Source organism: Leptonema illini DSM 21528 (assembly GCF_000243335.1).
Taxonomy (GTDB): Bacteria; Spirochaetota; Leptospiria; order Leptospirales; family Leptonemataceae; genus Leptonema; species Leptonema illini.
Window position 1 is genome coordinate 1,190,808 of sequence record NZ_JH597773.1, and the last position, 15,640, is coordinate 1,206,447.

General features: G+C 55.1%; 13 protein-coding genes. 2 read left to right on the forward strand and 11 right to left on the reverse strand.

Features of this window, described 5'->3' with window-relative positions; translation table 11 throughout:
- The first annotated feature begins 84 nt into the window (after positions 1–84).
- Positions 85–1,455: an oxygen-independent coproporphyrinogen III oxidase gene (gene hemN, locus LEPIL_RS05465; protein WP_002770733.1), complete on the forward strand. Its 1,371-nt coding sequence runs from the start codon at positions 85–87 to the stop codon at positions 1,453–1,455.
- On the opposite strand, the gene LEPIL_RS05470 is transcribed toward hemN, so the two are convergent.
- The 11 genes from LEPIL_RS05470 to LEPIL_RS21690 form a co-directional block, all read right to left on the reverse strand.
- A complete protein-coding gene (locus tag LEPIL_RS05470; RefSeq protein WP_002770734.1) occupies positions 1,437–2,480 on the reverse strand; it encodes a hypothetical protein in 1,044 nt (347 codons plus the stop codon). The genes hemN and LEPIL_RS05470 overlap by 19 nt on opposite strands.
- Positions 2,481–2,492: 12 nt before the next feature.
- Entirely contained in the window at positions 2,493–4,631 is a 2,139-nt protein-coding gene (locus LEPIL_RS05475) for a 7TM diverse intracellular signaling domain-containing protein (protein WP_002770737.1), read from the reverse strand.
- Positions 4,632–4,739: 108 nt separating this feature from the next.
- The gene (locus LEPIL_RS05480) at positions 4,740–5,819 is read right to left on the reverse strand and encodes a protein-glutamate methylesterase/protein-glutamine glutaminase (RefSeq protein ID WP_002770739.1); all 1,080 of its coding nucleotides are present in this window, start codon (positions 5,817–5,819) and stop codon (positions 4,740–4,742) included.
- Positions 5,816–6,346, reverse strand: a complete 531-nt coding sequence (locus LEPIL_RS05485) for a chemotaxis protein CheD (protein WP_002770740.1) — start codon at positions 6,344–6,346, stop codon at positions 5,816–5,818. Before LEPIL_RS05485 ends, LEPIL_RS05480 begins: the two co-directional genes overlap by 4 nt.
- Positions 6,333–6,848 (reverse strand): chemotaxis protein CheW, encoded by a 516-nt coding sequence (locus LEPIL_RS05490; protein ID WP_002770741.1) that lies wholly within the window; start codon positions 6,846–6,848, stop codon positions 6,333–6,335. The genes LEPIL_RS05485 and LEPIL_RS05490 overlap by 14 nt, the downstream gene beginning before the upstream one ends.
- Positions 6,845–8,836 (reverse strand): chemotaxis protein CheA, encoded by a 1,992-nt coding sequence (locus LEPIL_RS05495; protein WP_040918337.1) that lies wholly within the window; start codon positions 8,834–8,836, stop codon positions 6,845–6,847. Before LEPIL_RS05495 ends, LEPIL_RS05490 begins: the two co-directional genes overlap by 4 nt.
- Complete coding sequence (locus LEPIL_RS21680) at positions 8,826–9,212, reverse strand: STAS domain-containing protein (RefSeq protein ID WP_002770743.1); 387 nt, start codon at positions 9,210–9,212, stop codon at positions 8,826–8,828. Before LEPIL_RS21680 ends, LEPIL_RS05495 begins: the two co-directional genes overlap by 11 nt.
- 4 nt (positions 9,213–9,216) lie before the next feature.
- Positions 9,217–9,594, reverse strand: a complete 378-nt coding sequence (locus LEPIL_RS05505) for a response regulator (protein WP_002770744.1) — start codon at positions 9,592–9,594, stop codon at positions 9,217–9,219.
- A gap of 43 nt (positions 9,595–9,637) precedes the next feature.
- Positions 9,638–11,350: a methyl-accepting chemotaxis protein gene (locus LEPIL_RS21685; RefSeq protein WP_002770745.1), complete on the reverse strand. Its 1,713-nt coding sequence runs from the start codon at positions 11,348–11,350 to the stop codon at positions 9,638–9,640.
- Between the two features lie 278 nt (positions 11,351–11,628).
- A complete protein-coding gene (locus LEPIL_RS05515; protein ID WP_157135029.1) occupies positions 11,629–12,759 on the reverse strand; it encodes an acyltransferase in 1,131 nt (376 codons plus the stop codon).
- A 58-nt stretch (positions 12,760–12,817) separates the two neighbouring features.
- Positions 12,818–14,044: a radical SAM/SPASM domain-containing protein gene (locus LEPIL_RS21690; RefSeq protein WP_002770748.1), complete on the reverse strand. Its 1,227-nt coding sequence runs from the start codon at positions 14,042–14,044 to the stop codon at positions 12,818–12,820.
- 100 nt (positions 14,045–14,144) lie between these two features.
- On the opposite strand from LEPIL_RS21690, the gene LEPIL_RS05525 reads away from it, so the two are divergent.
- Complete coding sequence (locus LEPIL_RS05525; RefSeq protein WP_002770750.1) at positions 14,145–15,557, forward strand: alanine/glycine:cation symporter family protein; 1,413 nt, start codon at positions 14,145–14,147, stop codon at positions 15,555–15,557.
- The last annotated feature ends 83 nt before the right edge of the window (positions 15,558–15,640 follow it).

The window sequence follows — 15,640 nt, forward strand, 5'->3', positions numbered from 1 at the left end:
CGGATTTAAATCCGATTGGACGGCAGCGGACTGAGGCGGGGAATTGACTTAAAGCCACCGAAAGGCGGCAGCAGGACCGGAACAATGAAACAGATCATCGACACAGATATTCTTTTAAAGTATGACAAGGCCGGTCCACGCTATACGTCGTATCCGCCCGTGCCGCATTTCAAGAGCGATTTCACGGCCGAAACCTACAGCGCCACCATCGCCGCCTCAAAGCGCACCGATCCGATCTCGCTTTATTTTCATCTGCCGTTCTGCCGCACGCTCTGTTATTATTGCGGATGCAACACCGTCATCACATCACGGCCCGATATCAAAGAGAACTATCTGAATGCGCTGCATAAAGAGGTGCAGATGGTGCGGTCGCTGATCGCTCCGGGACGTCAGGTCGCTCAGTTACACTGGGGCGGCGGAACTCCGAATTATTTTACGAAAGAGCAGCTGCAGCGCATTCTCGGCTGGATTCGCGACGGCTTCACGTTCACCGACGATGCCGAGATCAGCATCGAGCTCTCGCCGTCCGAGGTGCATGAAGGCCAGCTTGCGACGCTACGAGAACTCGGGTTTAACCGTATCAGCTTCGGAGTGCAGGACTTCGACGAGAAGGTGCAGCATGCGGTGAACCGGGTGCAGCCGGAATCTGCATTTCGCAATATATTCGCCGAGGCCCGCTCGCTTGGATTTCATTCGATTAATGTCGATCTGATTTATGGCCTGCCGTATCAATCCGTGCAGAGCTACAGACATACGATCGATACGGTGCTTGAACTCTCGCCCGATCGTATGGCCGTATTCAGCTACGCTCATGTGCCATGGGTGAAGCAGCATCAATCGCTTCTGCCGGCCGATGCTCTGCCGGCCGCCATCGAAAAGCTCTTAATTTTCAAGAATGTCGTCGAGTCGTTCACAGAGGCCGGCTACACCTATATCGGCCTCGATCATTTCGCCCGACCCGAAGACGAGCTTGCAAGGGCGCTTGAATCGCGCACGCTGTACCGCAACTTTCAGGGTTATACGACGAAAAAAGGCATCGAGATCTTCGCCTTCGGAATCACGTCCATCTCACAGCTGGAGCGCGTCTATGCACGCAATCTGCGCGGACTGAAAGAATACCGCGACACGCTGGAACGGGGAGAGCTGCCGATTCATGACGGCTACGTTCTTTCTGACGACGACGTGCTGCGACGCGACGTCATCATCACGCTGATGTGCAACGGCCACCTTGATTTCAAGGCGTTCGAGAATCAATACAGCATCGATTTTCGCAAGTATTTCGGCGTCGCTCTGCAACGCCTTCATCCGTTCATCGAAGACGGGCTTCTTCAGCTGGGCGAGGATTCGATTGAAGTGCCCGTTCTTGGCCGCCCGATCATCCGTAACATGGCGATGTGTTTCGACGCCTACCTGGGCACCGAGAACAAGACGCAGCTTTATTCACGGACGATTTGAGGCTGATTTTTGTACACGCAGGTCGCAGACATTCGAACGGTGGCCGTTACCTCCTTTCGAGGCAATGGCCAGAAGATGTCGCCACCCATATGTCGGAGATCGAGATAGGTTTTGAACACCCGCCTTGATTCGTAGTCCGTAAAAATTGCCTCGGGGTCTTTCAGCAATACCTCTTCCGGTCCAAAGAAGCGCTCCTCGCATTCAGAAACGAGGAACAACATGGTTCTCCATGCAAGTAGTCTGTAGGCATCCCTGTCCGTGCTGAAAATACCCAGGGTTTCCTCGCGTTTTCGAGTTATCTCTACCTTTGCCTCTTTTTGCCGGGTATACCGGAATTGAAGTTTCTCTTTCGAATACCAGCTCAGCCTTCCCGGCCTTGCCTCGTTCTTCACTACATACCTATTATCTTCATGATCGTAAAAGTAGATTGTCTCACGGATTCCGAGAACGTTATAAAAGCTATCGCCGAAACGCAGTTCGGGAAATTCCGGAACCTCGCCTTCGAAATCGACAAGGGAATGAGCGCTGCTGAATACCGCTTTTCCATCGGGTGTAACAATATTACCATAAAACTCATACTTCCCCTCTATTCCGCGCGAGTAGGGCAATATAGCGGCTATCTCCATGATACCGTAATCGTAGAGCTTCTGGACGAAAACAGCAACCTTTGAACCTGTGCAGAGCTGTCCCTTTTTTGATTCTATACAGGCGGGCAGGTCTTTCACATTCTTGTAGCTGTGTCTTTCGGAGCGAACGGTGCCATCGTCCATGCGGACGATGATCCATTTCCAGTCGTTAAGAGTTTCAATACTCAAAACAACGCCGAAGCTGTTTTCTTTGCTTTCGCCGCTTCCATAGAAAACCCGGTCGCCGATGCAGAACCTTCCATCCGATGAAACCATACACTCATTCGGTTCTGCTTGTAATGCAGAGAACGCGAAAAGAAGCATGATAAGAGATCCGGTATACCGGAGGTGTTCTACACCTCTATCAATTGTCCTGCTCTTGCTTTCAGGTAAAAACATCGCCTCTGCACCTCAATCCCGCAGACGCACCACGCCCTTCCAGCCGCGGGGGTTGCGGTCGGCCAGCTTCAGGCAGCGCTGTATATAGACAGAGACGACGGAATCGTCGGGGCACAGGGCCTGATACTCGCGAAAGCATTGCAGGGAGGCGTTGAAGTCCCCGGTGCGATAGAGCTCATAGGCGCGACGGAAGAGTTCCTGGTTCGCATCTTTCGTTTCGATCGTCTCGGGCGTATCGGTCTCGTAGATTTCGTAGATCTCTGAAACGGTGCTGCGTCCGCGCACGAGCACGCGGTCGATCTCACGGACGCGATACGTGATCTGATCCCGCACCTCGTTATACAGGTCACCAGAGATGAGGATGCTTGATCGATAGACCTTTGTCAGGCTTTCGAGGCGGGACGAGAGATTGACCGTGTCGCCGATGACCGTCGTTTCGAGGCGGACGTCAGAACCGACCGTACCGAGCATGACGCTGCCGTAGTGGATGCCGATACCCATATCGATCGGAGCATAGCCCTTCGCCGCTCGCATCTCGTTAAACTCTTTCAGTTTTGCGCGCATCTCGATAGCGCAGTGAATGGCGTCGACCGGATCGCCGGGAAAGAGGGCCATGATGGCGTCGCCGATAAATTTGTCGATGAAGCCGCGGTTATTCAGGATGACCGGGCCCATCTTCTTTAAATAAGAATTCAGGAAGCGAAAGTTGTCGGCCGAGTTCATCTTCTCTGAGATTGCAGTGAAGTTTCGGATGTCTGTAAAGAGAACGGCCATACGCCTTTCTGTCGAGTCGCCCGTTTGAATCTCCTCTACGCTGGACTTCCCGAGGATGTCGAGAAACTGGTTCGGCACAAAGCGGGCAAAGGCGTCAAGCAGACGCAGCTTCGTTTCATAAGCCTCGCGTTCCATACGGATGCGCTCCGATTTGAGAACGTTGATACGGTCGGCGAGACCGAGGGCGAGAAAGACCACTTCAAGCGCCGAACCGAACTGCGAGCTCCAGCGTGTGAACAGGTTATCGGGAAGCACGGCGAAGTTGCGCAGGGTCAGAACGAGCAGACCGAGAAGCATCAACGTCCATGCGAGCAGGAAATACCGCGCCGGTTTGTAGCCGCGAATTTGAGCTCGCACGCCCGTCGAGAGGATAACGAGAACGGTGACGATGGCATGCACGCTGACAAGGCGTATGCCGATCCGGTAAGGAATGATGACCGATGCGACGACACCGATGAGCGAAAGACCGAGCATGACGGTGAGGGCGCGATGAAGGTACGGCGTGTTCTTTTTAGCGTTCAAAAACGAAATGGCGAAAAGCTGCATGAAAGCAAGCGTCGTGAAGGCGAAAAGATTGAGACAGTTATTCGCCCACCATACGGCATTCGGCCAGAAATACTGAAATCCCAGGCCATTAAACGTGATCAAAAAGAGCGTCCAGAAGAGGATATAGCCCACATAGTAGAAATAGCTGATGTCGCGAACTGAAGCGAAGATAAACAGGTTATACAGGAGCATGACGGCCATCGTTCCGTAGAAGAGGCCGAGAATGATGTCTTCGCGGATGGCGTTCTCGATGAATTCTTCGGGCGTCCAGAATACAAGCGGCACGATGAAGGTGCTCGACGTCCGCACTTTCAGATAATAGGCGCTCTGGCCGGGCGACTGCTCGAGAATGAATACCGGATTTCTGTAATCAAGGTCTCTTTCGTGAAAGGGAAGAAGGTCGCCCGACGCTCGTTCATACAGCGTGCCGTCGGCCCGGCGTGAATAAAGAACGACATCATCTACGACGGGGTAACTCAATTCGACGTAGTATTTCAGGGCCCTGCCGAGCGGATTCGTCGCATTCCAGCGAAACCAGTAGGTGGAGTTCGTGAAGCCGAAGCCGGGAACGTCCTTCTCGCTCTGTTTCCATTCGAGGGATTTTCCGTTCGCGTCGATTCCCTTCTCAATTTGGTCGATCGTTAGCTGTCCCTGCGGATCTTCAACGTAAGAAAGGAAGATCCCGCCCTGAATGCCCTTTAGCTTTTCGGTAAGCGGAAATGGCTCCGCGGCCAGAGAGAATGATGTCAGGAAGAGCAGGGCGAAAGAGCTACAGAAGAGAATTAAACGCCGGTGTCGGATGTGGTGCTTGTGGCGAATCAAGGAGAGCATTGTATGAAGGGGAATCTTGATTGTGGCAGCAAACAATCTTTTTTTTATTCAATCAGAAAAAAAATCCCTTACCCGATCTGATAGTGCCTGCGGCCTTTTCAGACACTATCAACTCAGGCGCCAGTAGAGGTCGGCAATTGAAGTTAAAGGAAGAACCATGGTAACGGCCTGCCGCTTGAGCGCCTCGAAAGGCATGCCATAAACGACGCTGCTTTCGCGATCCTGCGCAATCGTCAGATGATTGCGCTGATGCAGTTCGGCCATGCCGGCCGCTCCGTCCGACCCCATGCCTGTGAGCAGAATGGCCAGCCCGCGCGCATCGGATCGCGCAAGCGAATGAAAGAGAACGTCGACGGCGGGTTTATGCCGGTTGACGCGCGGGCCATCCGAAATCTTCGCGCGCAATCTGCCCGTTCTGTATTCACCCTGGAGATGCAGGTTGCCGGGGGCGATACGCACCATGCCTCGCCGCATCTCTTCGCCGTCGCGAGCCTCGGCAATATCAAGCGGCGAATGCTGATTCAGTCGTGAGGCGAAGGCGGCCGTATATCGCTCGGGCATATGCTGCACTATGAACGTAGGCGGACAGTCGGCGACTCCTTTCAGTAAAAGCTCGATGGCCTGAGGCCCGCCGGTGGATGCGCCGACGGCCACCCATGCAGGGGCGAAGTCCGGGGGCAGGGCGTATCGACTCTGCAGCTCCTTCTTATCGTTAGCGGTGGGCCGTTCCGTTGTATGCATGGAATTCTGAAACCACTCGCTGGCGCGTTGAACGACACGGGTGCGGCTTTTCGCAGCAGAACGGACGGCGTCAAGCAGCGTTTCGGCGCATGCCTGCTCCAGACCGTCAACAAGGCGGCCCGGCTTGAGCAATACCTCGACGGCTCCAAGTCGAAAGGCTTCCATCGTTTCGGGAGCGTTCTTTTCGGTTAACGTAGAGCAGATGACGACGGCAGTCGGATGTTCCTGCGAAAGCAGCCGTAAAAATTCAAGCCCGTTCATCTGAGGCATTTCGATATCAAGGAGGATTACGTCAGGCCACTGCTTCTGCATCATCTTGCGAGCGATGATGGGATTCGAGGCCGATCCAAGCACACGAATATCGGGCTGGCTTTTTAAGAAGTCCGAGAAGACCTGCCGTACGACGGCAGAATCGTCTACGATGAATACAGTGATGGGGCGATTCATGTTTTCCCTTTCTCAGTTTCGGGTTTGATGTGGCGTAGCCATGCGTTTCCGCTCCACATATCAAAGATCAGGTTGCGATAACCGACGTCGCCCGTATGCTCGCTCTCGATGTGAAATCCTCGATCGAGCAGCAATTTACGGGCGAATTGAGCGTTCGTCTGTCCCGTCGACGTTCCCGCCAGGTACCTTTCGCGCATGAGCGGTTGCTTTTCCATCGTCGTTGACCCGCCGAACAGCTTGACTACGTAATCAGAGCGAAAGGTCTTCGCGCGGTCGATGGCCTGCTCGAACATCTGCACGGCGTCGAGCACATAGCGGGCATCGAGGTCGGTGCCTCTGTGTTTCTTTTCAGATAAAAGGGAATGGCTCATGCCGCCGATCTTCTTCTGCGGATGCCACATGCAGATGGCGACGCACGATCCGAGGATGGTCTTTATGCGCGTCTCTTCATCGGCCCAGAAGAATTCTCCAGGATCAAGGAAGATCTCGATGTAGAATTCAGGAGTCTCCGTTTCAGGCGGACGCATTCTCGGTCTCTTTCACCATCCATTCGGATAACTCATTCAGGTCGAGCACGGAGGCAAGCTTGAGAATGATGAGAAAATGGCCTTCAATCGTCGGAGCGAGTCCTTCGATGAAATCCGTGCGAACGGAGGCGCCGAACGACGGAGCCGCTTCGATTTTCGAAGGATGAATGGTCAGCACCTCGTTCACGCCTTCAACATAGAGGCCGAGCGCGACCGGCCCGCTCTCACTTTGCTCTTCGATTATGATGATGACCGGTCGTCGACGACTGTCGGGTGGTCGGTTCCAGAAGCGCTGCGATAGATCGATGACGGGAATCACCTCTCCGCGCAGGTTCAGGATACCTCGCACAAACTGCGGCGTCAGAGGAACGGCCGACATGTTGCGCGGCTCGAGGATTTCTCGCACGTGAAGCAGGTCGATTCCGAACGTCTCCTGTCCGGCCGAGAAGACGAGGAACTGCCTGTCTTCTGAATTTTCCAGGTTCGTCTGTATCTCGTTCATAGAGTCCTCTGTAACTCGCCTCTGCGGCTCTGTCGTCTTTCAAGCCATTCGACGAGCCCTCTGACGTTCAGAATACAGGCCGGACGTCCGTCGCCGAGTAACGTCGCGCCTGAAAACCAGGGATGCTTCTGGAAGAGTCGACCGAGCGGCTTGATGACCGTCTGTAGCTCGCCGAGAATGGCGTCGACGGCTAACGCTATCCTGTCGCTTCCACTGCGGACGACGACCAGCGAGAGTCGCGTCGATGCATCGTGCTCCGCGTCGCTCTGGCCGATATTCAGATCAAAAAAAGGAACGGCCTCGTTACGAAGGGAGATAAAACGACTGCCTTCGTCTATGGCATGTTCGAGGTCGACGCATTCTTCGACAAGATCAAGCGGCAGCACGAAAAAGGCCGATCCGGCTCGCACAAGAAATCCGTCGATGATGGCCAGCGTTAAAGGCAATAGCAGCCGGAACGTCGTGCCTTCGCCTTTACGGGATTCTATCTCGACCGATCCGCGCAGGGATTGCACCTCGCGAAGAACGACGTCCATTCCCACACCGCGGCCCGAGATATCGGTAACGCTTGAAGCGGTCGAAAAGCCTGGAAGAAAGATGAAGCGATGGATCTCGTCGTCGCTGTAGGCGACGTCGGATCGCGCAAGGCCGCGCTCGATGGCCTTCTGTAAGATGCGCTCGGTATTCAGTCCTTCGCCGTCGTCGCTGATTTCGACGTAGATCTGTCCGTGGCGGTGACCGGCGCTCAGGCGAATCGTGCCGGTCTCGGGTTTACCGGCTGCACTGCGTTCTTCGGCGCTGCGAATGCCATGATCCATGGCGTTGCGAACGAGGTGTACAAGAGGATCAAAGATACGTTCAATGACGTTTTTATCGAGCTCCGTTTCGCCGCCTTCATAGAAGAGTCGTACCCGGCGACCGGTCTTCGTCTGAAGATCACGAACGAGTCGATCAAAACGGCGAAAGGTCTCGCCGATGGGCACCATGCGTAAATCGAGGGCGGTCTCGCGCAGATCGTCGATGATGCGCGTCAGCGATTCCACCGTTTCAGCCATGCCGGCTCCGTCGTTTTCTCCTGAGCGAAGCCGGGCATTGGAGCCCTGAACGACGAGTTCACCGATCAGGTTAACGAGACGATCCAGCTTCTCGGAATCGACGCGAATGGAGCTGCGTCGCTCGGTCTTCTCGTCCGTACCGGTCAGGGCAGGCGTCGACGACTCTGCTTGAGCCGGTGAGGCGGCGATATGCGGAACGGCCGGATTCTCCAGAGCGGTTAACTCAATCTTGGAACTGTCACGTATAAAATCAAAGGCGTCGAGGATTTCTTCTTCGCTCGCTTCGGAGTTCAGTATGATCTCGAATCCGGTGTAACATTTCTGTGCGTTCAACTCTTCGAGATCGGGAAGTCGATCGATGAGAGGCCTGACGAGCTCAAACTCGCCCGACTTGCGCAAGTAATGGATGAAAGAGTAGGGATCAAATCCATAACGAAACAGATCCTCTTCAAAGCGCAGCGTCAGCTTCCAGCGTCGCATCTGGCCTGAGTTTGGCGCCGGTTGATCGGTCGGCGGCAGGCAGTGTGTCGGTTGAAAGCCCGGCATGTAGGCGACCAGCTGGGTTAACAGTTGCGGACCGGACGCCCTGAGTCGCATGAGCGCCGCTTCGTCGGATGCCTCTTCGGATTGCAACAGAGAGGCGATATGATCGCGGCATTGCAGGAGTATTTCGGTCAGAGCGTTGTCAAGCGAGATGGCGCCTCTGCGAAGTTCGTCGAGAAAGGTCTCTAAATCATGGGCAAAGGCGCCGGTAGCGGGAAATCCGAACATAGCCGACGTTCCTTTAAGCGTATGCACGCTGCGGAATACGGAGTTCAGGATTTCGGCGACGTCGCCTCCTTTCTCAAGCTGAAGCAGGTCCGCCTCAAGACGTTCGAGCAGCTCTGACGATTCTTCGCGATAGGTCTGTAGCAGCGAGGGATCAATCTGCATTGTTTTCAACCCGGCTGAGGCCATATTTCAACACGTACTTAGATTTATCTTCGCTGCGGATCTTCACCGGATCTGCAAGAAGAGAGACCGCGCCGAGCAGCGTGATGTTCTTTAAAACGGGCTCCGTATGGTTCACAAGTCGCAGCTTGAGGTTGCGCTTCTTCGCGCTCTGCTTGGCGCTGAGAAAAAGCTGCAGCGCAGGCGTGTCAAATTCCGTAACGCGAGAAAGGTCGACGCATACCGGCTTCTTGCCCTCAGCAGCTCGATCAAAAGAATCGAGAAGGGCAGATCGCACGGATTCGAGCGAGAGCAGATCCAGTGCCCCTTCGGGCTGAAGAAGGACGAGCTCATCCGTTTCTCTACGTCGCAGCTTCATAGGCTTATTCCGGACAGAGTTTACTCACTGCCTTAAGCATCAGTTCCGGAGCGAAAGGTTTTACGATCCAGGCCTTTGCTCCCTGCATCTGGCCCTTCATCTTCATATCTTCGCTTGATTCCGTCGTCAGCATGATGACGGGAATAAACCGCGCCTCTTCATACTGCGGATCGTTTTTGATGGCGGTCAGGAATTCCAGTCCGTTCATCTCGGGCATGTTAACGTCGCAGATAATTAGATTAAATTTGCCGGTCGACAGCTTTGCAAGCGCCTGCTTTCCGTTCTCTGCGGTCTCAGTTTCGTAACCGGCCGCCTTCAGGCTGATACTTACAAGCTGCCGTATGCTTGCCGAATCGTCGACGATAAGAATCCTCTTTGCCATGCGTTATCCTCTTTTAAGTGGGAGGCTCTGCCTCTCCGTCATATCAGAATTTCATGTAATGACCCGACGCATCCGTCGGTCTGTCCGTCTCGGATTTCGTTTGCGGGGCGCCGTTCTTTCGCTGCCGCTCCATCTTCGACGCCTGCAATCTGAAGAAAGCGACGGCCTGCATGAGGCCTTCGGCCTGCGATGAAAGCTCTTCTGCCGTCGCCGCAAGCTCTTCGGAGCTTGATGCGTTCTTCTGCGTCACTTCATCGATCTGCGCCATCGCCTGATTGATCTGCTGGATGCCGTCCATCTGCTGCTGCGAGGCGACGGCGATCTCCTGAATCAGGTCCGCCGTCTTTTGAATGCCCGGCAGGATGGCGTTGATGCGCGAGCCTGCGTTCTCAGACAGCTTGACGCTGCTGCCTGCAAGAGCCGAGATCTCCTGGGCTGCAAGCTGACTGCGTTCGGCTAACTTTCTCACCTCGCCGGCGACTACGGCGAAGCCGCGACCGTGTTCGCCGGCTCGGGCCGCCTCGATGGCGGCGTTCAGGGCAAGCAGGTTCGTCTGATAGGCGATCTCTTCGATGATGGCGATCTTCTCGGCGATGACTTTCATGGCGCCGACCGTTTCGTCGACGGCCTGTCCGCCTTCGGTGGCCTCGCCGGCCGTCGTGACGGCCATCTTGCGCGTTTCAGCCGCATGTTCGGCGTTTTGATCGATGATGCTTGAGATCTGTTCGAGCGATGCCGTCGTCTCTTCAAGGTTAGCCGCCTGTTCGCTCGTTGATTCGCTTAACTCCTGTGCGGCGTTGGAAACCTCGCGGGAGGCCTGGAAAAGGCCGTCAGCGTTGGAGCGGACCTGTTCGAGAGTGAGGCTGAGCTTTTCACTTAGTGCTACGACATTTCTGAGTATGGAGCCGATCTCATCTTTTCGAATGCTGTCGGTATCGATCTCTGATATGACGGTGAAGTCTCCGCCCGATAGCCTTTCGATGACGCCGTTCAGAGCGCTGATAGGTTGCTTCACGACGAGTCGGAACAGAATCGTGATCGCGATCATCGAACCGATAAAGAGGGCGAGGCCGATGCCGACATCCTGAATGATCATCTCCTGTTTCATGGCCTGTAGCTCGCCGAGCGGCATGGTGAGTTCGAAGGCTCCGTGAACCTCGCCTTCTTTCCAGCCCTCCATTTTAGCGCCGGTGATGTCTTTGCCGTCGTCACGCCCCCAGATGCGTTCCGAATCGCGCGGATCTCCGTGACAGTTCAGGCACTCGGCCGAAAGCCGGATGGCTCGATAGTATTTAACCTCGTTACGGTCGGTATCTATGTAATAGTGCTCGATAAGATCTTCGCTCTGCAATTTTTTAAGGATTTCAAGCTGTTTCGCATCAGGCTTGTTGTCGGGATTGCGCGGATATTCTTTCGGAACGCGAAACTCGATGCCGAGATCCTTTGCCTGCATCTCCATGACCTGAATCGCAGAAAGAATAGGCACGACGGTTTTGACATGCTTCTCCCAGTCGTCTTTAAGAAGAGCGATACTGCCTTCGCGGTCCTTCTCGTTCCAGTAGATTCTCGAGGTTCGCTCGCGTACGCCTTCGGCCAGGATGGTCAAGGATCTGGCCTTTTCAACATGATCGGCTACGTAGCTTGTCTCAAGTTTTATGATGGACAGTGCTGTGACGATGCCTGTAACCAGCAGGATAAGCAGGGCCGTGAACGATATGATACGGGCCTGTAATGTCCAGTTTTTGAAAAGATTCATGCTGCAATCCTGTTTTCGCCTCTGGCGATGCTGTTACTATTATCGGTCAGCCGATGGGCCTGCATTTAAGAGCCGGCCCCAAAACTCGCCCTTAGGTTCGGGACGAGAGAGATTATCTCAACGAGATGAGCATGAAACATGCTCTCTGGCAAACATTTTTCTTCTGATCCAGAATCCCGGGTTCTCTCAGAAGTTGGCCCGGAATCAAGCGGCATGAGCCGGAGCAATCTTTGAGAATAGGGCGGATTCTGACTTCCCGTAAAGAATCTGTCGTAGCTTTACGCCGGCAGACCGAGCGCCAGACGCAGGAATCGGACGATGCCGGCATCACGCCGGGACAGCAGGCGATCGAGGGCTGCGGCGGCGCCGAATGCCAGCGCAAACAGCAGCCCCAGCTTTAGAAAAAGCGGCAGATCGGCCAGCACCCGCAGTATCCACGTGTGGATGATATAGACGGTAAAGGAGATGCCGGCCAGATAAGAAATCGTCGATCCGATTGTTCCGCCAGAACCGCCAGATGCAACGGAACCATGCAATAAAGAATCAAGAGGCCCGTTCAGTGATCTGAAAAGCCAGACCACAGACATCGCATAGCACCAGATCGTATAGCGGTGAAAATGATCGAAGTTGCCAGGATCCTGTCCGTCGTTACGATACAGATACTCGGCGAAAACGGCGGCGAAGCTGAGCGTCACGGCAAGGGCGGCCAGCACGATCATAAGCGGACGATCGACCCTCTCGGTAGAGGCGTCTTTGCGGGCCAGGGTGATTCCGGCGTAGAAATAGAAAAGCCAGGAGATGAAGAAAGAGGAGGGGAATCTCGGTCGATCGATTCCCATCTCATGAAAGAAAAGATGCGACGGCGTCTGATAGCTGAGCTGTAAGAGCAGAAGCAGGGCCAGCACCGTATAGTTAAGAGCGGAACCGAGGCGAATCCTGATAAGAAAAGGGAAGAATAGATAACACCACAGGATGATCGTGAAAAAATAGAAATGATAATCCGCTCCCGTCGCCCACATCGTCCACAGAAGCGTCTTCACGCTTTTCCAGAGAGAGCCGGCGAGGCCGAGATCGGCAAACCATCCCATGCGATTGTTCAGCAGAAGCAGGCCGATCGTCCAGACGACAAAGGGGATGCCGATGCGCATCATCCGGTTCTTATAGAAATCCGCAGCCGAAGCGTAAAGACTCTGTCCGTCGCGAAAGCGTATGGCCAGCCCATAGCCCGAAAGAAAAACGAAAACGGGAACGGCGAAACGCGAAAGCTGATTCAAAAGCACGCCGATGAAGTCGGTCATGCCGGCCGTTTCAGGGGTTCGATAGTTCATCTGCGCCGTATAGGTCGCATGGATGGTTAAGACGGCAAGGATGGATAACAGGCGAACGAATTGAGAAACGGGCAGAGTCACGAACACAGAGATCGGGGCGGGCTCGCGCTGTAAAGCGCGAAAGACAGAAGGGCGTCGTTCAGAGCGCTTCGATCGGATACGGCAATGCGGCGTCGGCGGGGATGCGCTCAATCGTCGCCCTGCGAAACTCCGGATCCTGCATGCGACAGACCTTCGATCGGCGGCGATACTGCGGCGTCGCGATCATGCGCTTCCATAGAGTATCGATGCTCTCGTCCGGATAACGTCCGATCGTCAGCGGGGTGAAGTCGCACGGACACATATCGCCCGTGCTCGACAGATAGAACTGCGTATTCGCCGCGAAGCAGAAGCTGCTTCCGATTTCAGATGTGAGAATACTCTGCGGCGTCACCGCCGGATACTCCGGGCGGGCCCGGTAGGCCCTGGTTAACGAATCGATCATTCGGCGTGTCGGCATATCGAGAAAGGTGCAGCAATCCGACGACATGCGTCCGACGGGAATCGCGTCGAAGAACGTCACCTCGTTCGCCTGCCATTCGCGGGCGAGTTCCATCGTGCGCTCGAATACGCCATCCTGCACCCGCTCCGTCGTAAGATACGACGATACGGCGACGGCAAGGCCGGCCTCTTTCGCATTGGCAATTCCCTCGGCAAGTTTATGAAAAAGCCCCGGGCGCTTTCGCAGCGCGTCGTGCTCGCCTGCTTCGGGAGAATCAAGCGAAACAAAGACTCCGCTTAACCCGGCGGCGACAAGGGACCGGCAACGTCCTGCCGTCAGATATTCGCCGTTTGTGAACATGACCGCCTGCGCTCGATCATCGACCGCTTCGATGATGCTTTCCAGGCCGCGGCGTAGAAGCGGCTCGCCTCCAAGTAAGATGATGTTGGTGACGCCCAGTTCGACGGCTTCTTTTACGGCCTGTTGCAGCTGCGCGTCGCTGAGGTTTTTATTGGCAGATGCCATGTGATAATCGGCGCTGCAATGGGCACACCGGCACTGGCATGCCTTTGTGACGCCGATCGTCGCCGCCTGCGGAAGACGCTCTTTCGCAAACTTGCGGCGCAATCGCATGTAGAGTGATCGGCGGCCCGCTTCTGAATTCATCACAGGTTGATAAAGGCTGAAGCGAATCTGATCGTCTGTTCCTATATTGCGGTATTTTCGCGTTTGCTGAAGATACTCTTCAAGATAGCGTCGGGCCGCCTCAGGCAGCGTCGGTCCGGGCATCAGACTGAGATAACTGGCGCTTTCTTCTTTAATGACGGTTAGCTGAAAATCAAAAAGAGGATCGGATGATTCACTGGAGAAAGGCGCAGATACCACAGGACAGATTTCGAAGGACCAGGTATACGAGAAACTAAAAAAAAGCAAGGATCAGGAGGAAAGGCTTTACAGCAGGGACGCCATTCCTACAAAACCGCTCATGAATCTGAATGTCATTCTCTTTTCACAGATGCCGCCGATGGCCGTTCTAGCGACCGTTCTCACTGCCATCGACGAAGGCATCGGCGCGCTGAACGATATCGTCTGGGGGCCCCTGATGCTGGCCCTTCTCTTCGGCACGCACATCTTCCTCACCTTTCGTCTGCGCTTCATTCAGCGTTTTATACCGCTCGGCATCCGCATCTCTATGAAGAAAGACACAGGGACGGGCGATGTGAGCCAGGCCGGCGCTCTGGCCACGGCTCTTGCGGCGACGGTGGGCACGGGCAATATCGTCGGCGTGGCAACGGCCGTCGGTCTTGGCGGCCCGGGCGCCGTGCTCTGGATGTGGCTAACGGGAGTGTTCGGTATCGCTACGAAGTATGCAGAGGCGCTGCTCTCGATTCGCTATCGGGAGATCGACGAGAACGGCAATATCGTCGGTGGTCCGATGTTCGTTCTGGAGAAAGGCCTGAAGATGAGATGGGCCGGCGTTCTCTTCGCCGTACTCACCGTCATCGCCTCGTTTGGCATCGGCAATATGGTGCAGGCCCATTCCATATCAGATCTGCTTCACGACAATGCGGGCGTTTCTCCTTTTATAACGGGAGCCGTTCTTGCGATTCTTACCGCCCTTGTGATTCTTGGCGGCCTGCGTCGCATCGCCGGCGTTTGCGAGGCGCTTGTTCCTTTGATGGCCGTCATCTATATGGCGGCGACCGTTCTGTTACTGATTATGGGATGGCAGACGCTGCCGGCGACCATACAGCTGATCTTTGAATCTGCCTTTTCGGGCCAGGCGGCCGTCGGCGGCTTCCTGGGCGCAGGTCTTCGTGAGGCCATCCGCTTTGGTATTGCTCGCGGCCTTTTCTCGAACGAATCGGGTATGGGAAGCGCCCCGATCGTCGCCGCGGCGGCAAAGACGCGAAACCCCGTTCGTCAGGCCCTCGTTTCTTCGACGGGAACGTTCTGGGATACGGTCGTCATCTGCGCCCTTACAGGCCTTGTGCTTGTAAACACCGGAGTGTGGCAGTCCGGCCAGAAAGGGGCGCCGCTCACGGCGATGGCATTCGAACAGCTGGGACCGGTCGGTCCGATCGTTCTCACGATCTGCCTTCTGCTTTTCGTTTTCAGCACCATCATCGGATGGTCGTATTATGGCGAGCGCGCCCTTGAATATCTGGCCGGCGTGAAATCGCTGATTCCGTTTCGCATTATCTGGGTTGCGGTCGTTTTTCTTGGAGCTGTAACCGAGATGCATGTCGTCTGGAATTTTGCCGACACGGCCAATGCGCTTATGGCCATCCCGAACCTTCTCGCATTACTGCTGCTCTCGGGCGTCGTTGTGAAAGAAACGCGGCGCTGGTTGTGGTCGGGCAACATCGACGAAGAAGATCCGGAATTGAAAGGCTAACGCAGGTAAGGACGGTATCTGCAAAGCGGACGGCTCGCAAGGTCATTGCATTTTTCCCGAAAGGGAATCGTAAAACCTTTGCG